We start from the raw sequence: 24,865 nt of genomic DNA, 5'->3' as shown, positions 1-24,865 counted from the left end.
GTGGTCGATTCTGGGAGATTCAAGCGTCGTGCAGTTGATGTAGATCAGAGAAGTCTAGCGTTCGAGCCAGATCAGAGAGGCAAACCTGCCGGTGCGTGGGCTGCGGCGGTAAGAAAAGAAACGTGGATCGGTCACCGTGCAGAGACCACCGCCATAAACGGCCGTGACGCCACGAGCGGCCAGACGCAAACGCGCCAGCTCATAGATGTCAGCCATGAATTTGCCCGCGTTGTGGCTCGGCACAAAGGCGTTAGCGGTTCCGGGCAGTTGCTGAACGAAGGCTTCGCGCACTTCGGGGCCGACTTCGAAGGCTTGTGGACCAATGGCCGGACCAAGCCAGACCAGTATGTCTTCGGGCGGCACAGCCAGACTGTCGAGGGTTGCTTCCAGCACACCCGCCGCCAACCCGCGCCAACCGGCATGGGCGGCGGCAACGCGGGTGCCGGCACGGTCGCAGAACAGCGCCGGCAGGCAATCGGCGGTCATCACCGCGCAGGCAATACCGGGCGTTGCCGTCCAGCTGGCGTCAGCGGTGACTACCCGACTCGGGTCGGCATCAGCCACGGCAATGCCGTGTACCTGTTGCAACCAGGCCGGTTGAATCGAGAAATGATCGGTGAGGCGACGGCGGTTTTCGGCGACAGCTTCTGGACTGTCGTCAACGTGATCGCCCAGGTTGAGGCTGTCGAACGGCGCCAGACTGACGCCGCCCGCACGGGTGGTAACGCAGGCTTTGACGCTGGCCGGCGCAGGCCAGTCAGGCGTCAGCCAGGTCATCCGATGAACGCCTCGCGGTCTTGCTTGAGCAACGACAGCAACCAGACGAAGTCGTCCGGCAGTGGCGATTCCCAGCTCATGCGTTTACCGGTGGTCGGATGATCCAGCTCCAGGAAGCGCGCATGCAGCGCCTGACGCGGGAAATTCTTCAGGGATTCGACCATGGTCACGCTGGCGGCCGGCGGAATACGGAAACGACCGCCGTAGGCAGGATCTCCGACCAACGGGTAGTTGATATGCGCCATGTGTACGCGAATCTGGTGCGTACGACCGGTTTCCAGCTTGACCCGCACGTGAGTGTGGGAGCGGAAACGCTCGAGCACGCGGTAATGGCTGACGGCTTGCTTGCCACCTTCCATCACGGCCATGCGCTGGCGTTGCTGGCCGTGGCGACCGATCGGCGCATTGATCTTGCCGCCGGCGGTCACCACACCGATCACGATGCACTCGTAGATCCGGCTGACGCTGCGGCTCTGCAATTGCGTGACGAGTTGTGTCTGCGCCTGAATGGTCTTGGCCACCACCATCAGACCGGTAGTGTCCTTGTCCAGGCGATGCACGATACCGGCGCGGGGCACATTGATGATGTCCGGCACGTGGTGCAGCAAAGCGTTGAGCAAGGTGCCGTCGGCGTGACCGGCGGCCGGATGCACCACCAGGCCCGCAGGCTTGTTGATCACCAGGATGTCGTCGTCTTCATAGACGATGTCCAGCTCGATGTCTTGAGCGATCCATTCGCCCTGAGCTTCCTGCTCGGCAGTCAGTTCAAGAATGGCGCCACCGTGAACGATGTCTCGCGGGCGGATAACCGCCCCATCCACAGTCAGGCGGCCGTCTTTGATCCAGGCGGAAAGGCGCGAGCGCGAGTGCTCAGCGAATAGTTGTGCGGCGACTTGATCGAGGCGTTGGCCGCCCAATTCGGACGGCACCTCTGCGCGAAGTTCAATTTTATCGGACATGCTCAGACTAGGCGTCGGCACAGCCTTTGGTTTCGGCTGCGCGCTTGTGGTTAAATACGGCGTCTTTTGCCCCGAGGCTTTTCAACGGGGCACTCATCATAACAGGACGGCCCCGCCCAAGACAGCGGCCGTCATAGGGACGCAAGCCGCCATGCAAGTGAAACACCTGCTGCTGATCGCCATCCTCGCATTGACCGCTGCTTGCTCATCGAAGGAAGTCGTAGACGAAAACCTGAGCGAAGTCGAGCTGTACCAGCAGGCTCAGCACGACCTGGACAACAATAGCTACACCGCCGCTACAGCCAAGCTGAAGGCTCTGGAGTCGCGTTATCCGTTCGGTCGCTACGCCGATCAGGCTCAACTCGAACTCATCTATGCCAACTACAAGAACACCGAGCCTGAGGCTGCGAAGTCTGCCGCCGAGCGTTTCATTCGTCTGCACCCACAGCACCCGAACGTCGATTACGCCTACTACCTCAAGGGCCTGACGTCTTTCGACCAGGACGTCGGCCTGCTGTCGCGTTTCCTGCCGCTGGACATGACCAAGCGTGACCCGGGTGCTGCCCGCGACTCCTACAACGAGTTCGCGCAGCTGACCAGCCGCTTCCCGAACAGCCGCTACTCGCCGGACGCCAAGCAGCGCATGATTTACCTGCGCAACCTGCTGGCGGCCTACGAGATTCACGTTGCCGACTATTACCTGACTCGTCAGGCCTATGTCGCCGCCGCCAACCGTGGTCGTTACGTAGTGGAAAACTTCCAGGAAACCCCTTCGGTCGGTGACGGCCTGGCGGTAATGACCGAAGCCTACCAGCGTCTGCACCTGGACGAACTGGCCGCGACCAGCCTCGAAACCCTGAAACTCAACTACCCGAACCACCCGAGCCTGGTGGACGGTCAGTTCGTGCCGTCGAAAGACGAAGCCGACAACCGTTCGTGGTTGAGCAAGGCCACCCTGGGCCTGATCGAATCCCGTCCGCCGCTGCCGCCGGGCGAAACCCGCGCCAACCAGGACGTGCAGAAGCAGTTCCAGGATGCCAAGGACGCGATTCCGAACGAGCTCAAGCCTAAAGATGAACACGGCGATGTGATCGAAGAAGAGGAACACGAGTCCGAAGCCAACAGCACCGACCGTTCGTGGTTCAGCTACATGACCTTTGGCGTGTTCGACTGACGCTGGGTTGTTGTACCGAGAAGGCGCCTTTCGAGGCGCCTTTTTTATTGCCCGATTTCAGGGGAGCGTATTGCGCTGTGCGCCTGCCCCGTCCTTGGCTAAACTGCCCATTCATTAATCAAAAAGCCGCCCACCATGCTTCGTCTATTGTTCTGGATCGCTCTGATTGCCGCTGCCGTATGGTTCTGGCGCAAGTTCAAGGGACCGACGTCGGTCACCAATACGCCGCGCGAGCACGATGCTCCGCCCATGGTTCGCTGCGCTCATTGCGGTGTGCATCTGCCCCGTGACCGCGCGCTGAAACTCGAACAACAGTGGTACTGCAGCCAGGCTCACCTTGAGCAAGGCCCGGGCTCCCGTGATCGCTGAGACGTCCAGTCCCGGCAACAAACAGGCCCTGCGACTGCTGCGCCTCTATCACCTCTACCGCTTAAGCGTCGGCATCACTCTGGTGCTGTTGATCTCCAGCAACATGGACAACCAGTTGCTGACGTTCGCCAATGACGACCTGCTGCGCAATGGCAGCTGGTTGTATCTGGTGCTGAACATCCTGCTGGTGGTCTTTCTGGGGAACACTCGGCGTCCGGCGCAGCTGTTCAGCCTGACGCTGGTCGATGTCCTGCTGCTGTGCGGCCTGTTCTACGCCGCAGGAGGCGTGGCCAGCGCCATCGGCAACTTGTTGATCGTGTCGGTGGCTATCGGCAATACACTGCTGCGCGGGCGAATCGGCCTGTTGATTGCGGCGGTCGGTGCCCTCGGTATCGTGGGTTTAAGCTTCCTGCTGAGTTTCAGCCACCCCGCCAGCCCCAACGATTACCTGCAAGCCGGCACCCTCGGCGCCCTGTGTTTTGCCGCGGCATTGCTGGTCCAAGGCTTGATCCGACGACTGGAGGTCAGCGAAACCCTGGCCGAGCAGCGAGCCAGCGAAGTGCTCGGACTCGAAGCGCTCAACGCGCTGATCCTGCAGCGCATGCGCACCGGCATTCTGGTGCTCGACGACCAGCGGCGAGTGCAATTGGCCAATCACAGCGCTTTGACCTTGCTGGGACAGGAGAAACTGGAGGGTCAGTTGCTCGACGATCATTCGATGCCGTTGGTCGAGCGACTCCAACTGTGGTTCAACAACCCGACGTTGCGCCCGCAAAGCCTGAAAATCGCCAGCAATGGCCTGGTCCTGCAACCGAGCTTCATTGCCCTGGACCAAAACCCGCACCACCAGACGCTGGTCTTTCTCGAAGACCTTGCCCAAATCGCCCAGCAGGCCCAACAACTGAAACTCGCCGCCCTCGGTCGCCTGACCGCCGGTATTGCCCATGAGATCCGCAATCCACTGGGCGCCATTAGTCATGCCGCGCAGCTACTGCAGGAATCCGAGGAACTGAACGGCGCGGATCGGCGTCTGACGCAGATTATTCAAGACCACTCTGAGCGAATGAATCGGGTAATCGAAAACGTCCTGCAATTGTCTCGCCGCCAGCAAACCGTGCCGCAACGGCTCGATTTGAAGCCGTGGCTGGAGCACTTCGTCACCGAAACCCGCGAAAGAGCGACCGAAGGTCAGCAAATCCACCTGCGCATCGGTTCGGGAGACTTCAAAACCTTGATGGATCCGAATCAGCTGACCCAGATTCTCGACAATTTGTTGCGCAATGCCTGGCGCCATAGCGCCCTGAATCACGATAAGGCGCAGGCCTGGCTCGAATTGTTTGTCGACCCGGACAGCCAGCTGCCGACCCTTGAAGTCCTGGACGATGGCCCCGGTGTGGCGTCGGACCAGCGCGCGCACTTGTTCGAACCGTTCTTCACCACCAGCAGCCAGGGTACTGGCCTGGGGCTTTATCTGTCCCGTGAGCTGTGCGAAAGCAATCAGGCCCGCCTAGACTTCAAACCACGCCAAGGCGGCGGCTGCTTTCGCATCACCTTTGCTCACGGACGGAAACAAAGTTGAACACGAACACACGGCAAAAAATCCTGATTGTCGACGACGAACCGGATATCCGCGAACTCCTGGAAATAACCCTGGGACGGATGAAGCTCGACACCTTCAGCGCACGCAACCTCGCAGAGGCGCAGGCGCTGCTGGCTCGGGATACGTTCGACCTGTGCCTGACCGACATGCGCTTGCCCGACGGCACCGGTCTGGCACTGGTGCAGCACATCCAGCAGTGCTATGCACAAGTGCCAGTGGCGATGATCACCGCCTATGGCAGCCTGGAGACCGCCATCAACGCCCTCAAGGCCGGCGCCTTCGACTTTCTGACCAAACCGGTCGACCTCACCCGCCTGCGTGAACTGGTCACCAGCGCCCTGAGTTTGCCAGCGCCGGGCGGCGCCAGCAGCGCCATCGACCGTCGGCTGCTGGGTGACTCACTGCCGATGCGCAACCTGCGCAAACAAATCGACAAACTGGCCCGCAGCCAGGCCCCGGTGTACATCAGTGGCGAGTCCGGCAGTGGCAAGGAACTGGTCGCCCGACTGATCCACGAACAAGGCCCGCGCTCCAGCCGACCGTTCGTCCCGGTGAACTGTGGGGCAATCCCGTCGGAACTGATGGAAAGCGAATTTTTCGGCCATCGCAAAGGCAGTTTCAGCGGCGCCATCGAAGACAAACCCGGTCTGTTCCAGGCCGCCCATGGCGGCACTTTGTTCCTCGACGAAGTGGCTGACTTGCCGCTGGCGATGCAGGTCAAACTGCTGCGGGCGATTCAGGAGAAAGCCGTTCGCAGCATCGGTGGGCAACAGGAAACCGTGGTCGATGTGCGCATCCTCTGCGCCACCCACAAAGACCTGGGTGCCGAAGTCGCCGCCGAACGCTTTCGCCAGGACTTGTACTACCGACTCAACGTGATCGAACTGCGGGTGCCGTCCTTGCGCGAACGCCGCGACGACATTGAGCTTCTGGCCAACAATATGCTCAAGCGACTGGCGACCGGCACTGGCCAACCCGCTGCAAGACTCCACCCCCAAGCCCTCGATGCACTGAAAAATTATCGATTTCCGGGGAATGTGCGGGAATTGGAGAACATGCTTGAGCGGGCCCACACACTGTGCGAGGACAAACAGATCGAAGCCAGCGACCTGCGACTGGCCGAAGGTAACTGCAACCCGGACGGCGACGTGCCGGACCTGACACAGATCGACAACCTGGAAGCCTATCTGGAAAACATCGAACGCAAACTCATTCTCCAGGCGCTGGAAGAAACCCGCTGGAATCGCACAGCGGCGGCTCAGCGGTTGAACCTGTCGTTTCGGTCGATGCGTTACAGGCTCAAGAAGTTGGGGCTGGATTGAGGGCCCCTTCGCGGGCAGTCATTCGCAAACATGTTGATCGACTCAACCCCGTAGGAGCGAGGCTTGCCCGCGAAGGCGATCTGACTAACAACAAATATCGCTCGGTCAGATCCGCCCCACTGGGGCATATGGCGCAGGATCGATAATCGGCGCCCGCCCTAGCATCACATCCGCAAACAACTGACACGACGCAGGCGCCAGCACCAACCCATTGCGGTAATGCCCGCAGTTGAGCCAGAGCCCGTCAAATCCCGGCACCCGGCCAATATAGGGAATCCCCTCCGGCGACCCTGGCCGCAACCCGGCCCAATGCCCCACCACCTCGGCATCCGCCAGCGCCGGAATCAACTCCACCGCCGAGGCCTTCAGGCTTTCCAGCGCGGTGTCGGTCGGCGTCTTGTCGAAGCCTTCATGCTCCAGCGTACTGCCGATCAGAATGTGTCCGTCGCGCCGGGGAATGGCATAACGCCCCTTGGCCAAGACCATGCTTGGAAGGAAGTCCGCCGCGCACTTGTAGAGAATCATCTGGCCTTTGACCGGTTCGACCGGCAACTCCAGGCCCAGGCTTTTCAGCAAGTCACCGCTCCAGGCCCCTGCCGTCAAAACCACCTGATCACCCGCAATGGCCCCCATCGAGGTCTGTACCCCGACCACCGCAGCGCCTTCACGGATAAACCCGCTGACTTCGCACTGCTCATGAATCGTCACGTTCGGCAGCGCCAGCAACGCTGCCTTGAGAGATTTCACCAGCCGTGGATTACGCACATTGGCCACATCGGCCATGTAGATCGCCCGCGAAAAACCGGTGCCCAATACCGGCACCGCATCGTGCGCCGCAGAGATATCCACAGCCTTCAGCGGACGATTTTCCCGCTTGGCCCAGGCGAGCGCTTCGGCTTCGTCATCCAGGTCCAGCCAATACAATCCGGTGGTGTGCACTTCAGGATCGACACCCGTGGCGGCGAACAGGCGTTCCGCCAGCTGTGGATAAAAATCCTGGGACCAATGAGCCAACGCAGTGACCGCCGGGCTGTAGCGCCATGGGTAGAGGGGCGAAACGATTCCACCACCGGCCCAGGACGACTCTTGACCGACATTCGAACGGTCCAGCAGCACGACGCTCTGCACTTCGGACGCGAGATTGAACGCCGTCAGCAGGCCAATCACCCCGCCACCGACAATCACCACTTGCTGTTGCCTGCTCATGTTTTGATCCAACCGTTCAATAGACAGAGGGCGCAAAAGGCACCCGAAAAAGAAACTCAGCGACCCCAGCAATCCTTGGTGGTCAGGCCGGACGTGGCATTGACCATGCTCCTGACACCGGTATTGGTAAGGGTGAAATCACCGCACTTGTCGCTCGCCATGGTCGAACCGGCCTTGCGTGTGGCCGTCAGCAGGAAGGTCTGATCGGTCAGGGTTGGGGTGATGGTATAGAAATCATTGCCGGTGCTCAGACCGGTGGCATTGGTGTAGACGTTATTTTTCGAATAGAAACGCTCGAGGATCTGCGCCTGCTCGGAAAGCAACCCGGCAACTTCAGTGCGGCGGCCCTTTTTCACGTACTCGGTGAGACTCGGGTAGCCAATGGTGATAACGATACCGATGATCGCAATCACGATCATGATTTCGATCAGGGTAAAACCTCGGTTGGATCTGCGCATGCCTCAACTCTCACTTACTGTATTTGTCGCCACATGATGCGACGGCCGCTACCGCCACCGGATTTTTCCACCAGCGTGCTGATGCCGCCACCAGAGTCGTTCACAATCTTGCCGGTTGCGTCATTGACGACCGCGTTCAGGGTCGGAATACCGCCGGTGAAGATCACCCCGCTGGAAATCGTATCAGTGCTGTCGACCTTCCCGTCGGCATTGGTGTCGAGCACCGCGTAATTGAGCATCTTACCGCTGAACGCATCGAGTTCGACCAGTTTGCCGCTGCCGAAGCCGGCACAGGGGTCCGTGGTGTCCATACTGGCCGTGGTAAAAACGATTCGCTCCGAGACTAAAGTGGCCTGATTGATCACCCGCTCCCCCGTCAGCACGTTGTTGTATACCAGAGGCAAGTACCAGCCTTTCTTTGCCGGGTAGGTCACCTCGTTCTGGCTGGTGGTGATGAATTGCCCGGTGCTGCCCGAAAAAACGCCGGTCACCGCCTGCGCCTGCAAGCTGGACACAGTGATTTGACCTGAGCCCCCCTCGGCATCCCATACCGCGTAGAACGCCTGTAGATCCTTGTTGGTCTTGTCGGCGGCCTCATTCAATTTGCCGGTGCCGAAAAACACTTGCTTGCCGCCCGATGCGTGATCCGCCAGTAACGGTTGCGCGGTAATCGGCTGGGTCGCGCCGCCCGCCGTGGTGAACAACGGCTTGCCGGAAAACGCCACGCCCCAGGTATCGGCGGCGGCGCCACTCAAATCGAACTTCCACAACCGCCCTTTCAAGTCCCCCCCATAGGCGGCCTGCACGACATTCTGCGAGTTGACCCTGAGCTTCACCGACGACAGGCCATTGGTGGTTTCCGTGCTGTCGACCACGATTTTCTTGATCAGCGAGCCATCGCGGATATCCACCACATACAGCGCTGCCACCCCGGAGTTGCTGCCATAGCCATTGGAGATAAACGCAGCCCAGCGCCCATCAGCCAAGCGTGCCACTTCCGGGCGTGCATAGGCATAACCCAGATCATTGAAAACGTTCGCCGTACTGGCCATGGCCGGTGCACTGATTTCCCAGAGCGCCTTAGTCACGTTACCGGCCGATGCGTCGAACAGTTGCAGCGCATAGAACGTTTTGCCGCCCGCCCCTGTTCCGCCAATCGCCAGGGTTTTCCAGGCGCTATCGAGTTGAGCATCGAACACACCGACCTGACCGTCGACCAAAAACTTGTGGCTTACACCGTTGATGTAGGTGGGATCAGCGATGTAGCGCAATGATGGCAGCACGCTGGAGGGCATGTAGGCATAACGCCTGACACCGTTGGCCGAGTTGATGACATTTACAAAGCCGTCATTGGCGTTCACCACCAGGCTGGCATTCATGTTGGCTGCTTTGGTGGCCAGGTAGGTGCTGTAGGTGGTGTCGCCCACCAGATCGGACGCGGTCTGGTCCGTGGGCGCGGCCAGCACAAGTGGCGAATTGATGATGTCGCCCAGTAATACGCTGCGCGTTTTCAACCCGGTTCTGTTAGTGCCCTTGCTCCACTCCACCAGATCGCTGCCGGTGATGCCGGTGGGCAAGCTCTGGCTGAGGGAAGTCTGCTGGGCCGGGGAGAAATTGCTGTAGGCCAGGGTGACAGCAGCGTTGGTCTGCGTGTTCCAGGACTGGTAGGTTGGTGCGGTGGCGCCGGGCACGATGGTGGTATCGGTAGTCCACAGCACCGCGGCTGTGTTCACCGCGCCCGCCGACGTGAAGCCAAAGGACTTGATGGTGCCCCGCCAGTCCTTGGGGTCGTAAGTGGTCTGGAAGTAGGTTGAGTTACTGGTCAGTGTGGTGCCGCTGGCCACGCCGCTGCCACCTGAGCCGGCCTTGGCGGTGATGTCGCTTAAAGCCGAAGAAAGTGCGCTGTTCAGCCCCGTACCATCAATCGCCTGGTAGTACCTTCCCTGTCCGTAGGTCGCAGCATCTGCCAGCATCTGGTTTACCGCGGTAAAACCCACGGTATAGGTATTCATGTTCTGCCGGGGAAAATCCACGGCGTTCCAGCTTTTGCCTGCGGCATCGGTTCCCGTGGAGCGCATATCGATGTCGAAGGCGAACTTGGCGATGTCATCCAGGTACAAGGTGTCGCCCTCCTTGTCGCCCAAGGGATTTGCGCCATCGTTACTGCTGATACCATCCCAGTTCGGTAACGCGCTGTCATCCTGCGGATCGTCGGTCGGAAAGGTGTGGTCGAAGGTCGGCAAACCACCGGTGATCACCACCCCATAATTTCTCTGGCAGCGATACTGAATCGGACTGGTGTAGGTGGTGGGCGTCGAGTTGTTGTATGGCGTAATGCCACGGAAATAGCGGGTGATCTCGTAATAGGCTTCCGCCAGCGGCGTGTTGGCCTGCGCGCTCAACTCGTCGATTCCGGCGATCAATTCGTTGTAGTTGGCATCGGCCTGAGCCTGGGTGACGGTGCCGCTGACGGGCGACAAGTCACTGACCGAACGAACGATATATCCGCCGTCATTCTTATGGTTGCCGACCTTCAGGTTGAACGTGGACAGGCCAATGCGCAGCGAGCGATTGCTGGCCACCAACGTCTTGGAAACGTTGCGTGCCACATTCATCCGGTAATCATTGGGAATCGATCCATCGGTGAAATCCCGGTCGGAATTGTTGGCCAGGCTTATCAGATAAGACAGGTAATTCGCCGAATAGAGAGTGTCCTCGCTCCCCACCGGATCGGGAAGCTTGAGGCAATGCGAATCCAGACCGGAGAAGCTGTTTTTATAAAAACCGTACCATCCGGCCTTCGAGCATGTTCCATGAGTCAAACTCGACAAGGGAATATTGCCATCGGTCATGTCAAGCTCACGGCCTTTGTTGCACGAACCATTGGAGAGGCAAATAGTCACCGGGGTGCGTGCGACCGTCGGGTCGAAGCCCGGCGCCCAGATAATACTGTTCATACTCTCCGAATCGTCGAGCAACAGCATCACATTGGGAGCCACGGCGGCAGCGTTCAACAGCGGCGAGTCCGAGGGCGTGAAGGCGTAAGTCGGGGCTGCCAGATAAAGGCTCAACGCAACGCCGCAGAACAGCTGCAACAACCAATGGCGCCAGCCGGTGCGGGCCTCAGTACTTCGCATAGATACTCTCCACCACACTGCGCGAATTGCCCACGATGGCCACAGCCGTCACCCGGTACAGCGTTGCCGATGTGTTGCTCGGCACGTTCACGGCCGTCAGGGTGGTGCCGATGTTTTGCACCCCGTAAAAGCCGTTTCCGGCGGCGATCCAGGTCACCCCCGAGGTGGAATTGAACCCGGCCGCGGTGATGACCGACGCCTCGGCCGGCGGCGCGCACTGGCTGGTACCGCTGCAAACCGGCAATGAATAGCTGTCCAGTTGCACTGCGCTTTCGCCGACGCGCAACGCCGCTTCCGCCCCCTGGAACGACTGGTTGCGCAGGGTCACGCTGCCGGCCATTTTTTCCTGCAACGTAGCGCTCTGCATCGACGCAAGGCCGATCAACGTCAGCACCAGGAGAAACACCAGGCTGACCAACAGCGCCATCCCGCGTTCGGCATGAGAGGTCATGGGAGAAATACTCATCGGCCCTCCCCTCATGGCAACCGGTTGCGCAAAGCGGCAACCACGTGGAAGGTTTGATCGTGGACCCGATTGTTTGGGTCGTTGAGGGTCAGCGTAAGGCGCACACTACGGATTCGTGCCGGGTCGGATGGGTTGCTGCTATAGCTAGAGGCGGCCGTATCCGTGGCCGAACTGGCGAGGCCGAAGCTCACATTGAAGGCTCTGACATTGTTCACCAGCACCTGCTGCGTCGGCGTGCCGGTGCCGGAGCCCATCAGCAGTTGATTGTTGTTGAAGCTGTAGATCAGCCGCCGGATCGGAAACGCCAGCTGCCCCGATACCGGCGCGCGTTTACCGGCGTAGGCCGTCGCGGTGTTGCGGCAGTCGGAAACTACTGTCCAGGTTGGCACCCCGCCACTGTCGCCGACATCGGCGGTGACCAGCGTTAATTTGAGGTTGGCATTGTCCCAACTGATCGGCGTGATTTGACTGGCATTGAAACTCCCCGCCGAGCTAGCGTCGGTAATCGCGCCCAGGCAACCGAACATGCCGACCATGCGAATTTCCTGAATCATTTTGCTCAGCACGAATCGTGCATCTTCCTGCATGCCGGCGGCGGTGTTCTGGCTGGCGTAGGTGTTTTTAGCGGCGATGAAAATCTGCGCCACGCCCAGCACCACGACCAGACTCAACGCCAGGGCGATCAGCAACTCGATCAGGCCGAAACCTTTGCTGGCTCTGGTCATGGTGTCGTCGCCGGGTCGACGGTGGCGCGACTGGTGAGGACAAAACTGCGACGCGAGTCCGCGGTATTGGCGGCCCGCGAGTCATCCCAGGTAATGGTGATGGTGTACACACGCTGATTGCGGGTGATGCTGCCGGTAGCGGTGGCGCCGCCAAAATTGGCGATGTTGGTGGTGAAGTCGTAGAGGTCCTGATCCCGGGCCACGCTCAGGTTGCCCGAGGTTGGTGGCGTGACGGTGTAATCGGCGCCGGAGTTGGCGCGAATGCGGTCCATCATGTCGTAGGCGATAAAACTCGCCTGGCTGGTCATTCGCGAGCTGTCGGTGTACTTCAGCGCATTGAGCTGAATCGCCGCCGCGCCCAACAAACCCACAGCCAGCACCAACAACGCGACCAGTACCTCGATCAGCGTCATGCCCTCCTGTGCACGCTTGCTCCAACCCCTCATCCGCAGCTTCCACCCAGTAGAATTCGTCCGTTCAAGCACACATTCAGCGTCCGGCTTTGTGCCCCCAATACATAACTGATCACCACCGCCGTGGACGGCGCTGACAAACCGCCCAGATTGTTGAAATCAATCGCGGTCACTCCTGAGGTTAGCGTCAGAGTTGCGCCGCTGCTCATTGCTGGAACAACCCGCAATACATTGGCCGGATTGCCAGTACCGTCATAAACGGTCAACTCGCCGGTCCAGACGCTGCCGCCGACTGTCGGGCGAACCCGGGTGGTAAGGCCCCGATCAATCGCCTCAAGCCGTGCGTAGTTGAGCGCGCGCTGCAGGTCGCCGATCTCGGTGTCGGCCTTGGTGCTTTGCACCGAGCGGGTAAACGCCGGAACAGCCAGGGTGATCAGGATCAGAAACACCGCGAGCGTGACCAGCAGCTCGATCAGTGTGAAACCTTTTGTACGATGATCCATCGGTGCCCTCCGTTGCCGTCGGCTATACCTGCTTCTACACGCTAGAACATTCGACCGGCAGATGTACGGTTGTTTTGCCATTACTCGCGCAAGGATCGCGCGGGCCGCAGCACTCCACGGAGGGAGATGACATGCCTCAGCAAGGTTTCAGCCTGATCGAACTGCTCATGGGACTGACAATTGTCGGGATTGTTCTGCTATTGGTCAGTCCAGCGTTCGCCGCGCTGACAGAATCGAACCATCGGGAGCAGGCGGCGCAATCGATTATCAGTGGTATGCGTAATGCAAGAACCGCTGCTATCACACGCAATCAGAGTGTTGTGATACACGGCATCAACGGCGACTGGGGTCAGGGCTGGCGGATCATTCTGGATATCAGCGGCAAAGGACCGGAGGACAGCAGCAATCCGCTGCTGGTTGAGCATGCGAGCAGCACCCGGGTGCCGATTGTCGGCAATTGGGCGGTCAGGCGTTTCGTGCGTTTCAGCAGTCTGGGCGAACCGCTGATGCCCAGACGGGCCTTTCAAGCGGGGACGTTGCACATTTGCGCAAGCCGCGAGCCGGTCAGCCAGCTCCAGGTGGTACTGGCCCGGACCGGCCGCGTCAGCCTGCGCAGCCATAAGGCTGAGCAGGCGTTGTGTCCCGGGAAAAACGTTAAAGCAAGGAACGCACGCGCAGCTCTTTAGGCATGGAGAAGGTGATGTTCTCCTCGCGACCGGCCAGTTCATCGGCACTGGTGGCGCCCCAGGCCTGCAATTGCTGGATCACGCCACGCACCAGCACTTCCGGAGCGGAGGCACCGGCGGTGATGCCAATACGCTCGACACCGTCGAACCAGCTCTTTTGCAAGTCTTCGGCGCCGTCGATCAGATAGGCCGGAGTGGCCATGCGTTCGGCCAGTTCACGCAAACGATTGGAGTTGGAGCTGTTCGGGCTGCCGACCACCAGCACTACATCGCATTCGTCCGCCAGTTGCTTGACGGCGTCCTGACGGTTTTGCGTGGCGTAGCAGATGTCGTCCTTGCGCGGACCGCCGATCGCCGGGAAACGTGTACGCAGGGCATCGATCACGCGACTGGTATCGTCCATGGACAAGGTGGTCTGGGTGACGAAGGCCAGTCTTTCAGGGTTGTGCACCTGCAACGCGGCGACGTCTTTCTCGTCTTCGACCAGATAGATCGCGCCACCATTGCTGCCATCGTACTGGCCCATGGTGCCTTCGACTTCCGGGTGGCCGGCGTGGCCGATGAGGATGCATTCACGACCGTCGCGGCTGTAACGCGCGACTTCGATGTGCACCTTGGTCACCAGCGGGCAGGTCGCGTCGAATACCTTCAGGCCACGGCCAGCGGCTTCGGTGCGCACGGCCTGGGAAACGCCGTGGGCACTGAAGATCACGATCACGTCGTCCGGCACCTGATCCAGTTCTTCGACGAAAATCGCTCCCCGGGCACGCAGGTCTTCGACGACGAATTTATTGTGGACCACTTCGTGGCGCACATAGATCGGCGGCCCGAAGACTTCCAGGGCGCGGTTGACGATTTCGATCGCCCGGTCCACACCGGCGCAGAAGCCACGGGGGTTGGCGAGTTTGATTTGCATGCTGTGCCTCGTGTCTTGCGCGCAAGGAAAATTAGATCATTGTAGGAGCCGGCTTGCCGGCGATGAGGCCCATGAGCGTTGCGGCGAACCTGATGGCCCCTTCGCTGGCAAGCCAGCTCCTACAGAACAGCGTTTACAGCGCTTTGACGTTGATGATCTCGACGTCAAAGGTCAAGGTTTTACCGGCGAGCGGGTGGTTGAAGTCGATGGTCACTTGCGCGTCATCGAACTCTTTCACTACGCCTGGCAGCTCGGTATTGGCCGCATCGTTGAAGATCACCAGTAATCCTGGCGACAGTTCCATGTCCTGGAACTGCGAACGCGGGATGATCTGCACGTTTTGCGGATTAGGCTGACCAAAGGCGTTTTCCGGCTCGATGGTCAGGCTGCGCTTGTCGCCGGCCTTGAAGCCGAACAGCGTGGCTTCGAAGCCTGGCAACAGGTTGCCGTCGCCGACCTTGAAAGTCGCCGGGGCTTTGTCGAAGGTGCTGTCGACGGTGTCGCCGTTCTCCAGGCGCAATGCAAAGTGCAAAGTGACTTCCGTGTTCTGGCCGATGCGTTGCTCAGCCAATACCTGTTCAGTCATGAACGGCTTCTCCGGTCTTTTTACTTTTGAACATATCCAGTGCAAGCATCACGGCACCGACAGAAATGGCACTGTCAGCAAAGTTGAACGCCGGGAAATACCAGCGGTTCTGCCAGTGCACCAGAATGAAATCGATCACATGGCCCAGGGCAATGCGGTCGTACAGATTACCCAGCGCACCACCCAGCACCAGCGCCAAGGCGACCGCCAGCCAGGTTTCATTGCGCCCCAGACGCTTGAGCCAGACCACCAGCACCGCGCTGACCACCACTGCGATCAGGGCGAACAGCCAGCGCTGCCAGCCGGAGCTGTCGGCAAGGAAGCTGAACGCCGCGCCGGTGTTGTAGGCCAGGGTCCAGCTGAAGTAATCGGGGATCACCACGATTTGCTGGTACATGCTCAGCGAGCTTTCGAAGTAGAACTTGCTGGCCTGGTCGATGACCAGGACCAGCACGCTCAACCAGAGCCAACTCAGCCGTCCGAAACGGCCAACGGCATTAGGCATAGTGACGAACCTCGCCGACGCCGCTGATGTTGTCGACGCAACGGCCGCAGATTTCCGGATGCTCCGGGTTCACGCCGACGTCTTCGCGGCAGTGCCAGCAACGGGCGCACTTGGCGTGACTCGACTTGACAATCTTGAGCTTCAGGCCGCTGACTTCGGTGACCACGGCATCGGCCGGTGCCTGCACCAATGGCGCAACGCTGGCGGTCGAAGTGATCAGCACGAAACGCAGTTCGTTGCTCAGCTTGGCCAGGTCGGCGGTCAGCGCGTCTTCGGCGAACAGCGTCACTTCGGCTTGCAGGTTGCCACCGACGGCCTTCGCCGCGCGCTGGATTTCCATTTCCTTGTTGACCGCCACCTTCACCGCCATGATCCGATCCCAGTAGGCGCGGTCCAGTTCGAAGCCTTCCGGCAATTCGGACAGGCCTTCGTACCAGGTGTTGAGCATCACGGATTCGTTACGCTCGCCCGGCAGGTACTGCCACAGCTCGTCGGCGGTGAACGCCAGGATCGGCGCGATCCAGCGCACCAGCGCTTCGCTGATATGGAACAGCGCGCTCTGGCACGAACGACGGGCCTTGCTGTCGGCGCCAGTGGTGTACTGACGGTCCTTGATGATGTCCAGGTAGAAACCACCCAGCTCCTGCACGCAGAAGTTGTGGATCTTGGAATAGACGTTCCAGAAGCGGTATTCGCCGTAGTGCTCCTGCAGCTCACGCTGCAGCAACAGGGTGCGGTCCACGGCCCAACGGTCCAGGGCGAGCATCTCTTCGGCCGGCAGCAGGTCAGTGGCCGGGTTGAAACCGGTCAGGTTGGAAAGCAGGAAGCGCGCGGTGTTACGGATGCGTCGGTAGGCGTCCGCACTGCGTTGCAGGATCTGCTCGGAAACCGCCATTTCACCCGAGTAATCGGTGGAAGCGACCCACAGGCGCATGATGTCGGCGCCCAGGGTGTCGTTGACTTTCTGCGGCGCGATCACGTTGCCTAGGGACTTGGACATTTTGCGACCGGATTCGTCGACGGTGAAACCGTGGGTCAGCAGCTCGCGGTACGGTGCGTGATCATCGATGGCGCAACCGGTCAGCAACGACGAGTGGAACCAGCCGCGGTGCTGGTCCGAGCCTTCCAGGTACAGGTCGGCGCGTGGACCGCTCTCGTGGCCCATCGGGTGCGAACCGCGCAGGACATGCCAGTGCGTGGTGCCCGAGTCGAACCAGACGTCCAGGGTATCGCTGATCTTGTCGTACAGCGGCGCTTCATCACCGAGCAACTCGGCGGCGTCCATCTTGAACCAGGCTTCGATGCCTTCGACTTCGACGCGCTGGGCGACGATTTCCATCAGTTCGACGGTGCGTGGGTGCAGTTCGCCGCTTTCCTTGTTCAGGAAGAACGGGATCGGCACACCCCAGTTACGCTGACGGGAGATGCACCAGTCCGGACGGTTGGCGATCATCGAGTGCAGACGCGCCTGGCCCCAGGCAGGAACGAATCTGGTGTCTTCGATGGCTTTGATTGCGCGTTTGCGCAGGGTGTCGCCCGCCGCAGGCTCTTTGTCCATGCCGATGAACCACTGCGCGGTGGCGCGGTAGATCAGCGGGGTCTTGTGACGCCAGCAGTGCATGTAGCTGTGTTCGATGGTGGTGGTGTGCAGCAGCGCGCCGACTTCGGTCAGTTTGTCGACGATGGCCGGGTTGGCCTTCCAGATGAACTGGCCGCCGAAGAACTCCAGCGATGGCACATACACGCCATTGCTTTGTACCGGGTTCAGGATGTCGTCGTTGACCATGCCGTAGGCTTTGCAGGTCACGAAGTCGTCTACGCCGTAGGCTGGCGAGGAGTGAACCACGCCTGTGCCTGCGCCCAGTTCGACGTAGTCGGCCAGGTAAACCGGCGACAGGCGATCGTAGAACGGGTGACGGAAGTTGATCAGTTCCAGCGCTTTACCGGTGGTGGTGGCGATCACCGAACCTTCCACGCCGTAGCGGGCCAGGCAGGATTCGACCAGCTCTTCGGCCAGCACCAGCAGCTTGTCGCCGACGTCGACCAGGGCGTAGTTGAACTCAGGGTGAACGTTCAGCGCCTGGTTGGCCGGGATGGTCCACGGGGTGGTGGTCCAGATCACGATCGAAGCCGGTTTGCCCAACGACGGCAGACCGAATGCGGCCGCCAGTTTGGCTTCGTCGGCGATCGGGAACGCCACATCGATGGTCGCGGACTTTTTGTTTTCGTACTCGACTTCCGCTTCAGCCAGGGCCGAACCGCAGTCGAAGCACCAGTTCACCGGCTTGAGGCCCTTGAACACAAAGCCACCCTTGACGATTTCCGCCAGGGCGCGGATTTCACCGGCCTCGTTTTTGAAGTCCATGGTCTTGTACGGGTTGGCGAAGTCGCCCAACACGCCCAGACGGATGAATTCAGACTTCTGGCCTTCGATCTGCTCGGTGGCGTAGGCACGGCACAGTTCGCGGGTCTTGTCGGCGCCCAGGTTCTTGCCGTGGGTCACTTCGACTTTGTGCTCGATCGGCAGACCGTGGCAGTCCCAGCCTGGAACATAAGGTGCGTCGAAACCCGACAGGGTTTTCGAGCGGATGATCATGTCCTTGAGGATCTTGTTCAGCGCATGACCGATGTGAATCGTGCCGTTGGCGTACGGAGGACCGTCGTGCAGTACGAACTTCGGACGATCCTTGCCAATCTCGCGCAACTTACCGTACAGGCCAATGCTGTCCCAGCGCTGCAGAATCTGCGGTTCGCGCTGAGGCAGGCCGGCCTTCATTGGGAAGGCGGTGTCCGGAAGGTTTAGCGTGGCTTTATAGTCGGTCATTTAAGGCTCTTCATTAGCGATTGGCGCTAGGTGCGACAGGGCACGGGCGGCGGCGATATCCGCATTGATCGCCGTCTTAAGCGCCTCCAGAGAGGCGAAACGCTGCTCTTCACGCAGCTTGTGGTGGAAAACCACCGTCAAACGCCGGTCATACAGATCGCCGGCAAAATCTAAAAGATGCACTTCGAGGTGGGCTTTGCCATCCCCTTCGACCGTTGGCCGCACGCCGATATTGGCGACGCCTGGCCAGGTCTTGCCGTCGATGTTGACGCTGACCAGGTAAACCCCGCTCAGCGGCACACGACGACGCTTGAGCTGCACATTGGCCGTGGGCGTACCCAACTGGCGCCCCAGCTTCTGGCCGTGCAGGACCCGCCCGACAATCCGGAACGGACGACCAAGCAACCGCTCGGCCAGGGCAAAATCGGCAGCGGCCAGGGCATTACGCACCTGAGTGCTGCTGACACGAATGCCGTCCAGCTCGACGGTCCGCGCCGCTTCGACGGTAAACCCCTGAAGGACGCCGGCCTGTTGCAGGAAATCGAAATCCCCTAGCCGGTCACAGCCGAAACGGAAATCGTCACCGACCTCCAGATGCTGCACGCCGAGGCCATCCACCAAGATGGTATCGACGAAAGCTCTGGCGCTGAGTTTGCTCAGCCGCTGATTGAAAGCCAGGCACAGCACCCGGTCGACACCTTCTTTAGCCAGCAGCTGCAGCTTGTCCCGCAGGCGAGCCAGACGGGCCGGGGCGGTGTCCGGGGCGAAAAATTCTCGCGGCTGCGGCTCGAAAATCACCACGCAGCAGGGCACGCCCAACTCGAGCGCACGCTCACGCAGCCGGGCCAGGATAGCCTGGTGACCACGGTGAACACCGTCAAAGTTGCCAATAGTGGCGACACAGCCCCGATGCTGGGGGCGCAGGTTGTGGAGGCCTCGGACCAGCTGCATAACGCGCTTCTTGCTCATAAAGTGGTCGATTATAACCACACCCGGCGGCCGACGACAGGCAACACCGTAACCCAAAGTGATCGAGCCGACAAAACTGCCCGCTCGCCCGTGCTTATCGAGACAAAAGCCTCAGCTCAAGGCCTTGCGATTGAAGTCGCGCAAACGGAAGCCCATCAACAGCAACATGCCGAAATACGCCACCACGCCGGCGACCACCAATGCGCCCAGACGCAGCAGACGCTCAAGCATATGGCCCTGCCCCCAGGCCGGCATAAAATGCATCGCACCCAGCAATACCGCGGACATCACCGCTACCGCCACCAGCAGTTTGAACCCGAACTTCGCCCAGCCCGGCTGCGGTTGATACATCTGCTGCTTGCGCAGTTGATAGAACAGCAGCCCGGCATTGATGCAAGCACCCGCACTGATGGCCAAGGCCAGGCCGGCGTGCGCCAGCGGACCGATCAGCGCCAGGTTGAACAACTGAGTGACGATCAGGGTGAAAATCGCGATTTTTACCGGGGTCCGGATGTTTTGTTGCGCATAAAAGCCCGGCGCCAGCACTTTGATCACGATAATCCCCAGCAAGCCGACGGAATAAGCGATTAGCGCACGCTGGGTCATGGCCGCATCGAAAGCGCTGAACTGACCGTATTGGAACAGCGAAGCCGTCAACGGCTCAGCCAGAATCCCCAGCGCCAGGGCGCATGGCAACACCAGCATGAAGCACAGGCGCAGCCCCCAATCGAGGATTCGCGAGTATTCGTGGCGATCCTGACTGGCGTAGGTCTTGGCCAGGGTCGGCAGCAGAATCGTGCCCAGTGCCACGCCCAGCACACCGGAGGGCAATTCCATCAGGCGGTCGGCGTAATACATCCAGGACACGGACCCGGCCACCAGAAACGAGGCAAAGATGGTGTTGATGATCAACGAAATCTGGCTCACCGAAACGCCAATGATCGCGGGCAGCATCTGCTTCATGACCCGCCAGACACCGCTATCGCGCAGGTTCAGCCGTGGCAGTACCAGCATGCCGATTTTTTTCAGGTGCGGTAGCTGAAACAGCAGCTGCGCCAGGCCACCCACCAGAACGGCCCAGCCCAGCGCCATCACCGGCGGATCGAAGTACGGCGTCAGGAACACCGCAAAGATGATCATGCTGACATTGAGCAGGGTCGGTACGAAGGCCGGCACCGAGAAACGGTTCCAGGTGTTGAGGATCGCTCCGGCCAATGAGGACAGGGAGATCAGCAATATATAAGGGAACGTGACCCGCAGCAGGTCGGCGGTCAGCTGGAATTTTTCCGGGGTACTGGTAAAACCTGGTGCCGTGGCCCAGATGACCCAGGGCGCGGCGAGTATGCCCAACGCGGTAACCAGCGCCAGCACCAGCGTCAGCAACCCTGAGACGTAGGCAATGAAAGTTCGCGTCGCCTCCTCGCCCTGCTGGCTTTTGTATTCGGCAAGAATGGGCACGAAGGCTTGGGAAAATGCCCCTTCGGCGAAGATACGCCGCAACAGATTGGGCAGTTTGAAGGCGATAAAGAAGGCGTCGGTCGCCATTCCCGCGCCAAATGCACGGGCGACAAGGGTGTCACGAACAAACCCCAACACCCGGGAAAGCATCGTGATAGAGCTGACAGCGGCCAACGATTTGAGCAGATTCATTGAAAGAGTTTGTGCCTGTCGATAAACAGCAGGCGAACAATGCGCCCACTTATGCGATACTCCGCGCCGCAACAGCACAGAGCCAAAGCTCGCGAGTTTACAGGTCGCACGCCGGAAATAAATATCCCGACGTTCCATACCTGCCACTTAGCGGATCGTTTCAACCGCCCTTGACAAGACATCAACTCATCGGCATGATTCGCGGCCTATTTTGTTTGCTATTTCCTAAAAAGTCTTTCGAGGAGCTCGACGGTGGCCAACTCACCTTCCGCCAAAAAACGTGCAAAACAGGCTGAGAAGCGTCGCAGCCACAACGCCAGCCTGCGTTCCATGGTTCGTACCTACATCAAGAATGTAGTTAAAGCCATCGACGCAAAAGACGCTGAAAAAGCTCAAGCTGCTTACGTTCTGGCTGTGCCAGTTATCGACCGCATGGCCGATAAAGGCATCATCCACAAGAACAAAGCCGCTCGCCATAAGAGCCGCCTGAATGGCCACGTCAAGGCCCTGAACGTTGCCGCTGCTGCCTAAGCGACGCGCTCGTTAAAAAACCGACCTCAGGGTCGGTTTTTTATTGCCTGCGATTTACCAAATACCCCGCAAAAAAAATGTGGGAGCAGGCCTGCCCCCACATTTCGCTAGCTTACTGAGCGTGAGCCCACGGCAGAATCGGAATCGCCGTCACCGCATTCTGCGGACTGCCCTCGATCAAACGATCGCTATAGACCAGATACACCAGCGTATTGCGCTTCTTGTCGAGGAATCGCACCACTTGCATGGTCTTGAACACCAGCGAAGTGCGCTCCTTGAACACTTCTTCGCCATCCTTGAGCTCACCCTTGAAGTTGATCGGCCCGACCTGACGACACGCAATAGACGCTTCAGCGCGATCTTCAGCCAACCCCAGACCACCCTTCACACCGCCCGTCTTGGCGCGCGACAAGTAGCAGGTCACGCCATCCACCTTCGGATCATCAAACGCTTCGACAACAATACGGTCGTTCGGGCCGACGAATTTGAATACCGTCGACACCTGGCCGATCTCCTCGGCCGAGGCCAGCAGCGGCATCGCCAACAACAAGCCCAATAATCCTTTTGCCACACGCATTCAGGTATTCCTTCAGACCAGAATCAGGTTATCGCGGTGAACCAGCTCCGGCTCCGCCATGTACCCCAACAAACCGACAATCGCCTCAGACGACTGACCGATGATTTTTTGTGCTTCCAGGGCGCTGTAGTTGGCCAGGCCACGGGCAATTTCACGACCGTCCGGTGCCACGCAAACCACCATTTCGCCACGACGGAAACTGCCCTGGACCAACTTCACACCCACCGGCAGCAAACTCTTGTTGCCCTGGGACAACGCCGTCACCGCCCCCGCATCCAGCACCAGCGTGCCGCGGGTCTGCAGGTGCCCGGCCAGCCACTGCTTGCGCGCCGCCAACATGCCGCGCTCAGGCGACAGCAAGGTACCGATGCGCTCGCCGGCCTTGAGGCGATCCAGCACTCGCTCAATGCGCCCACCAACGATAATGGTGTGCGCCCCGGAACGCGCCGCCAGACGCGCGGCACGCAATTTAGTCTGCATACCTCCGCGCCCCAGCGCACCGCCGGTGCCGCCAGCCACTGCATCCAGCGCCGGATCATCGGCGCGCGCCTCGTAAATCAGCTTGGCATCGGGATTGTTGCGCGGATCGGCATCGAACATGCCGTCGCGATCGGTGAGGATCACCAGCAAATCGGCTTCGACCAGGTTCGCCACCAACGCCGCCAATGTGTCGTTGTCGCCAAAACGGATTTCGTCAGTGACCACCGTGTCATTTTCATTGATCACCGGGATGACCTTGAGCTCGACCAGCGCACGCAGGGTACTGCGAGCATTCAGGTAGCGCTTGCGGTCGGACAAATCGTCGTGGGTCAGGAGAATCTGTGCGGTATGCCGACCATGCTCGGCGAAGCTCGACTCCCAAGCCTGCACCAACCCCATCTGACCGATAGCGGCAGCCGCCTGCAACTCATGCATGGCACTGGGTCGCGAGGTCCAGCCCAGACGGCTCATGCCCGCCGCCACCGCCCCGGAGGACACCAGCACCAGCTCAACACCTGCTTCGTGCAGGGCAACCATCTGCTCGACCCAGACACCCATTGCCGCGCGATCCAGGCCCTTGCCGTCCGCCGTCAGCAAAGCGCTGCCGATCTTTACGACCCAACGCTGCGCACCTGTCACCTTGCTCCGCATCATCTTCAACCTTAGCTTGAGGACAGCGCGACCTGGCACTGCCCGTGACGTTATTCGTGGTTCTTCGTGACCAACAGTCGATTTCCAGATACTAAAACGCCGCTCCAGTGAGCGGCGCTTAAGTTTATCGCAACGAATCAGTCACGCACGTAAATGATTTCCGGACCGTCTTCGTCATCCACATCTTCTTCGTCCCAATCGTCGTCACCGATGTCATGGACCGACTTGACGCCACTGCGACGCAGGGCACGCTGATCGTCCAGCGCCTGCAACTGGGCGCGAGCTTCGTCTTCGATGCGCTGATCGAGTTCGGCCAGCTCTTCCTTGTAGGCCGGGTCGTTAGCCAGGCGATCGGCACGATCTTCCAGGTAACGCATGATGTCATGGCACAGACGCTCGGTGCCTTGCTTGGCGATCGCCGAAACCACGTAGACCGGACCGGTCCACTCCAGACGATCAACGATTTCCTTGACGCGAGCATCGTGCTCTTCTTCGAGGATCTGGTCGCACTTGTTCAGCACCAGCCAGCGATCACGCTCGGCCAGGGACGGGCTGAATTTGGTCAGCTCGCTGACGATCACTTCAGCGGCATCCGCAGCACTGGTGTCATCCAGCGGCGCCATGTCGACAAGGTGCAGCAGCAAACGGGTACGCGACAAGTGCTTGAGGAAGCGAATCCCCAGGCCCGCGCCTTCGGAAGCCCCTTCGATCAGACCCGGAATATCCGCGACCACGAAGCTCTTCCAGCGATCGACACTGACCACACCCAGGTTCGGCACCAGCGTGGTGAACGGATAGTCAGCGACTTTCGGCTTGGCGGCCGACACCGAGCGAATGAAGGTACTTTTGCCAGCGTTCGGCAAACCGAGCAGACCGACGTCCGCCAACACCTTCATTTCCAGCTTCAGGTCGCGCTGCTCACCCGGCTTGCCCGGCGTGGTCTGGCGCGGCGCGCGGTTGGTACTGGATTTGAAACGAGTGTTGCCCAGACCATGCCAGCCGCCCTGAACCACGAGCAGACGCTGACCAGCCTTGGTCAGGTCGCCGATGACTTCCTGGGTGGCAGAGTCGATCACCGTGGTACCGACCGGCACCCGCAGGACCAGATCTTCACCTTTTTTGCCGGTGCAGTCGGTACTGCCGCCGTTGGAGCCGCGCTCAGCATCGAAGTGCCGCGTGTAACGGTAGTCGACCAGCGTGTTGAGGTTTTCGTCGGCCATCATGTAGATGGAACCGCCATCACCACCATCACCACCGTTCGGACCGCCGTTTTCGATGAATTTTTCCCGACGGAAACTCATGCAACCGTTGCCACCGTCGCCGGCCTTTACTCGAATCGATACTTCATCAACAAACTTCATAACAAAACGCCTCTCGCCAT

Annotated in this window: 24 protein-coding genes; 6 read left to right on the top strand and 18 right to left on the bottom strand. The window is 60.0% G+C overall.

The features are described from left to right. Positions 1-54: 54 nt before the first annotated feature. Together pgeF and rluD are read right to left on the bottom strand one after the other, a co-directional pair. A complete protein-coding gene (pgeF, locus tag HCU66_RS01265) occupies positions 55-777 on the bottom strand; it encodes a peptidoglycan editing factor PgeF (protein WP_205886652.1) in 723 nt (240 codons plus the stop codon). Further along, positions 774-1,736: a 23S rRNA pseudouridine(1911/1915/1917) synthase RluD gene (rluD, locus tag HCU66_RS01260; protein WP_007901932.1), complete on the bottom strand. Its 963-nt coding sequence runs from the start codon at positions 1,734-1,736 to the stop codon at positions 774-776. Before rluD ends, pgeF begins: the two co-directional genes overlap by 4 nt. A gap of 151 nt (positions 1,737-1,887) precedes the next feature. On the opposite strand from rluD, the gene HCU66_RS01255 reads away from it, so the two are divergent. The 4 genes from HCU66_RS01255 to HCU66_RS01240 all read left to right on the top strand — a co-directional run bounded on the left by HCU66_RS01255 (position 1,888) and on the right by HCU66_RS01240 (position 6,201). Continuing rightward, positions 1,888-2,910 carry an outer membrane protein assembly factor BamD gene (locus HCU66_RS01255; RefSeq protein WP_205886651.1) on the top strand — a complete coding sequence of 341 codons (1,023 nt, stop codon included), beginning with the start codon at positions 1,888-1,890 and terminating at the stop codon, positions 2,908-2,910. 135 nt (positions 2,911-3,045) lie between these two features. Continuing rightward, positions 3,046-3,279, top strand: a complete 234-nt coding sequence (locus HCU66_RS01250) for a PP0621 family protein (protein WP_205886650.1) — start codon at positions 3,046-3,048, stop codon at positions 3,277-3,279. Further along, on the top strand, positions 3,269-4,858 hold the full coding sequence (locus tag HCU66_RS01245; RefSeq protein WP_205886649.1) for an ATP-binding protein: 1,590 nt from the start codon (positions 3,269-3,271) through the stop codon (positions 4,856-4,858). The genes HCU66_RS01250 and HCU66_RS01245 overlap by 11 nt, the downstream gene beginning before the upstream one ends. Then, complete coding sequence (locus HCU66_RS01240; RefSeq protein WP_205886648.1) at positions 4,855-6,201, top strand: sigma-54-dependent transcriptional regulator; 1,347 nt, start codon at positions 4,855-4,857, stop codon at positions 6,199-6,201. Before HCU66_RS01245 ends, HCU66_RS01240 begins: the two co-directional genes overlap by 4 nt. A gap of 105 nt (positions 6,202-6,306) precedes the next feature. Here HCU66_RS01240 and thiO read toward each other — a convergent pair whose 3' ends face one another. Genes thiO through HCU66_RS01205 form a run of 7 tightly spaced genes read right to left on the bottom strand, consistent with a single transcriptional unit; the run spans position 6,307 to position 13,109 of the window. Further along, positions 6,307-7,407 (bottom strand): glycine oxidase ThiO, encoded by a 1,101-nt coding sequence (gene thiO, locus HCU66_RS01235; protein WP_205886647.1) that lies wholly within the window; start codon positions 7,405-7,407, stop codon positions 6,307-6,309. 56 nt (positions 7,408-7,463) lie between these two features. Then, complete coding sequence (locus tag HCU66_RS01230; RefSeq protein ID WP_205886646.1) at positions 7,464-7,865, bottom strand: type IV pilin protein; 402 nt, start codon at positions 7,863-7,865, stop codon at positions 7,464-7,466. Between the two features lie 14 nt (positions 7,866-7,879). Continuing rightward, complete coding sequence (locus tag HCU66_RS01225) at positions 7,880-11,002, bottom strand: pilus assembly protein (RefSeq protein WP_205886645.1); 3,123 nt, start codon at positions 11,000-11,002, stop codon at positions 7,880-7,882. Next, on the bottom strand, positions 10,989-11,468 hold the full coding sequence (locus HCU66_RS01220) for a pilus assembly PilX family protein (protein ID WP_205886644.1): 480 nt from the start codon (positions 11,466-11,468) through the stop codon (positions 10,989-10,991). Before HCU66_RS01220 ends, HCU66_RS01225 begins: the two co-directional genes overlap by 14 nt. Positions 11,469-11,479: 11 nt before the next feature. Then, positions 11,480-12,193 (bottom strand): PilW family protein, encoded by a 714-nt coding sequence (locus HCU66_RS01215; protein ID WP_205886643.1) that lies wholly within the window; start codon positions 12,191-12,193, stop codon positions 11,480-11,482. Then, positions 12,190-12,639 (bottom strand): type IV pilus modification protein PilV, encoded by a 450-nt coding sequence (gene pilV, locus HCU66_RS01210; RefSeq protein ID WP_205886642.1) that lies wholly within the window; start codon positions 12,637-12,639, stop codon positions 12,190-12,192. The genes HCU66_RS01215 and pilV overlap by 4 nt, the downstream gene beginning before the upstream one ends. Then, positions 12,636-13,109, bottom strand: coding sequence for a GspH/FimT family pseudopilin (locus HCU66_RS01205; RefSeq protein ID WP_205886641.1), 474 nt, complete (start codon positions 13,107-13,109; stop codon positions 12,636-12,638). The genes pilV and HCU66_RS01205 overlap by 4 nt, the downstream gene beginning before the upstream one ends. Positions 13,110-13,240: 131 nt before the next feature. Here HCU66_RS01205 and HCU66_RS01200 point away from each other — a divergent pair, with 131 nt between their 5' ends. Then, positions 13,241-13,795, top strand: coding sequence for a GspH/FimT family pseudopilin (locus HCU66_RS01200; RefSeq protein WP_205886705.1), 555 nt, complete (start codon positions 13,241-13,243; stop codon positions 13,793-13,795). Here the strand turns inward: HCU66_RS01200 and ispH are convergent. The 6 genes from ispH to murJ form a co-directional block, all read right to left on the bottom strand. After that, positions 13,764-14,711, bottom strand: a complete 948-nt coding sequence (gene ispH, locus HCU66_RS01195; protein ID WP_205886640.1) for a 4-hydroxy-3-methylbut-2-enyl diphosphate reductase — start codon at positions 14,709-14,711, stop codon at positions 13,764-13,766. The genes HCU66_RS01200 and ispH overlap by 32 nt on opposite strands. Positions 14,712-14,844: 133 nt before the next feature. Further along, positions 14,845-15,282, bottom strand: a complete 438-nt coding sequence (gene fkpB / locus HCU66_RS01190) for an FKBP-type peptidyl-prolyl cis-trans isomerase (RefSeq protein ID WP_205886704.1) — start codon at positions 15,280-15,282, stop codon at positions 14,845-14,847. Between the two features lie 7 nt (positions 15,283-15,289). Further along, a complete protein-coding gene (gene lspA / locus HCU66_RS01185; protein ID WP_205886639.1) occupies positions 15,290-15,802 on the bottom strand; it encodes a signal peptidase II in 513 nt (170 codons plus the stop codon). Then, positions 15,795-18,626, bottom strand: coding sequence for an isoleucine--tRNA ligase (gene ileS, locus HCU66_RS01180; protein ID WP_205886638.1), 2,832 nt, complete (start codon positions 18,624-18,626; stop codon positions 15,795-15,797). The genes lspA and ileS overlap by 8 nt, the downstream gene beginning before the upstream one ends. Further along, positions 18,627-19,577 carry a bifunctional riboflavin kinase/FAD synthetase gene (ribF, locus tag HCU66_RS01175; protein WP_205886637.1) on the bottom strand — a complete coding sequence of 317 codons (951 nt, stop codon included), beginning with the start codon at positions 19,575-19,577 and terminating at the stop codon, positions 18,627-18,629. It abuts the gene before it with no gap. 129 nt (positions 19,578-19,706) lie between these two features. After that, positions 19,707-21,245, bottom strand: a complete 1,539-nt coding sequence (gene murJ / locus HCU66_RS01170; RefSeq protein ID WP_205886636.1) for a murein biosynthesis integral membrane protein MurJ — start codon at positions 21,243-21,245, stop codon at positions 19,707-19,709. Between the two features lie 252 nt (positions 21,246-21,497). Here murJ and rpsT point away from each other — a divergent pair, with 252 nt between their 5' ends. Then, complete coding sequence (gene rpsT, locus HCU66_RS01165) at positions 21,498-21,776, top strand: 30S ribosomal protein S20 (protein WP_020798646.1); 279 nt, start codon at positions 21,498-21,500, stop codon at positions 21,774-21,776. A 112-nt stretch (positions 21,777-21,888) separates the two neighbouring features. Here the strand turns inward: rpsT and HCU66_RS01160 are convergent, their stop codons facing one another. The 3 genes from HCU66_RS01160 to cgtA form a co-directional block, all read right to left on the bottom strand. Next, positions 21,889-22,353, bottom strand: coding sequence for a CreA family protein (locus HCU66_RS01160; protein WP_008008690.1), 465 nt, complete (start codon positions 22,351-22,353; stop codon positions 21,889-21,891). 12 nt (positions 22,354-22,365) lie between these two features. After that, the gene (gene proB / locus HCU66_RS01155; protein ID WP_019581269.1) at positions 22,366-23,484 is read right to left on the bottom strand and encodes a glutamate 5-kinase; all 1,119 of its coding nucleotides are present in this window, start codon (positions 23,482-23,484) and stop codon (positions 22,366-22,368) included. A 137-nt stretch (positions 23,485-23,621) separates the two neighbouring features. Further along, entirely contained in the window at positions 23,622-24,845 is a 1,224-nt protein-coding gene (gene cgtA / locus HCU66_RS01150) for an Obg family GTPase CgtA (protein WP_205886635.1), read from the bottom strand. Positions 24,846-24,865: the final 20 nt, after the last annotated feature.

The organism is Pseudomonas frederiksbergensis (assembly GCF_017114915.1).
GTDB lineage: Bacteria > Pseudomonadota > Gammaproteobacteria > Pseudomonadales > Pseudomonadaceae > Aquipseudomonas > Aquipseudomonas frederiksbergensis_I.
Note: the sequence above shows the minus strand (reverse complement) of the source record. Positions and strands in the feature narration are given on the sequence as shown.

What these genes read in the sequence shown, in the direction of transcription:
- ispH (WP_205886640.1), bottom strand. Translation starts at nt 14,711, where the DNA reads ATGCAAATCAAACTCGCCAACCCCCGTGGCTTCTGCGCCGGTGTGGAC.
- ileS (WP_205886638.1), bottom strand. Translation starts at nt 18,626, where the DNA reads ATGACCGACTATAAAGCCACGCTAAACCTTCCGGACACCGCCTTCCCA.
- pgeF (WP_205886652.1), bottom strand. Translation starts at nt 777, where the DNA reads ATGACCTGGCTGACGCCTGACTGGCCTGCGCCGGCCAGCGTCAAAGCC.
- lspA (WP_205886639.1), bottom strand. Translation starts at nt 15,802, where the DNA reads ATGCCTAATGCCGTTGGCCGTTTCGGACGGCTGAGTTGGCTCTGGTTG.
- rluD (WP_007901932.1), bottom strand. Translation starts at nt 1,736, where the DNA reads ATGTCCGATAAAATTGAACTTCGCGCAGAGGTGCCGTCCGAATTGGGC.
- HCU66_RS01220 (WP_205886644.1), bottom strand. Translation starts at nt 11,468, where the DNA reads ATGAGTATTTCTCCCATGACCTCTCATGCCGAACGCGGGATGGCGCTG.
- HCU66_RS01215 (WP_205886643.1), bottom strand. Translation starts at nt 12,193, where the DNA reads ATGACCAGAGCCAGCAAAGGTTTCGGCCTGATCGAGTTGCTGATCGCC.
- cgtA (WP_205886635.1), bottom strand. Translation starts at nt 24,845, where the DNA reads ATGAAGTTTGTTGATGAAGTATCGATTCGAGTAAAGGCCGGCGACGGT.
- proB (WP_019581269.1), bottom strand. Translation starts at nt 23,484, where the DNA reads ATGCGGAGCAAGGTGACAGGTGCGCAGCGTTGGGTCGTAAAGATCGGC.
- murJ (WP_205886636.1), bottom strand. Translation starts at nt 21,245, where the DNA reads ATGAATCTGCTCAAATCGTTGGCCGCTGTCAGCTCTATCACGATGCTT.
- pilV (WP_205886642.1), bottom strand. Translation starts at nt 12,639, where the DNA reads ATGAGGGGTTGGAGCAAGCGTGCACAGGAGGGCATGACGCTGATCGAG.
- HCU66_RS01225 (WP_205886645.1), bottom strand. Translation starts at nt 11,002, where the DNA reads ATGCGAAGTACTGAGGCCCGCACCGGCTGGCGCCATTGGTTGTTGCAG.
- HCU66_RS01255 (WP_205886651.1), top strand. Translation starts at nt 1,888, where the DNA reads ATGCAAGTGAAACACCTGCTGCTGATCGCCATCCTCGCATTGACCGCT.
- ribF (WP_205886637.1), bottom strand. Translation starts at nt 19,577, where the DNA reads ATGCAGCTGGTCCGAGGCCTCCACAACCTGCGCCCCCAGCATCGGGGC.
- thiO (WP_205886647.1), bottom strand. Translation starts at nt 7,407, where the DNA reads ATGAGCAGGCAACAGCAAGTGGTGATTGTCGGTGGCGGGGTGATTGGC.
- HCU66_RS01160 (WP_008008690.1), bottom strand. Translation starts at nt 22,353, where the DNA reads ATGCGTGTGGCAAAAGGATTATTGGGCTTGTTGTTGGCGATGCCGCTG.
- HCU66_RS01230 (WP_205886646.1), bottom strand. Translation starts at nt 7,865, where the DNA reads ATGCGCAGATCCAACCGAGGTTTTACCCTGATCGAAATCATGATCGTG.
- HCU66_RS01205 (WP_205886641.1), bottom strand. Translation starts at nt 13,109, where the DNA reads ATGGATCATCGTACAAAAGGTTTCACACTGATCGAGCTGCTGGTCACG.
- HCU66_RS01250 (WP_205886650.1), top strand. Translation starts at nt 3,046, where the DNA reads ATGCTTCGTCTATTGTTCTGGATCGCTCTGATTGCCGCTGCCGTATGG.
- HCU66_RS01200 (WP_205886705.1), top strand. Translation starts at nt 13,241, where the DNA reads ATGCCTCAGCAAGGTTTCAGCCTGATCGAACTGCTCATGGGACTGACA.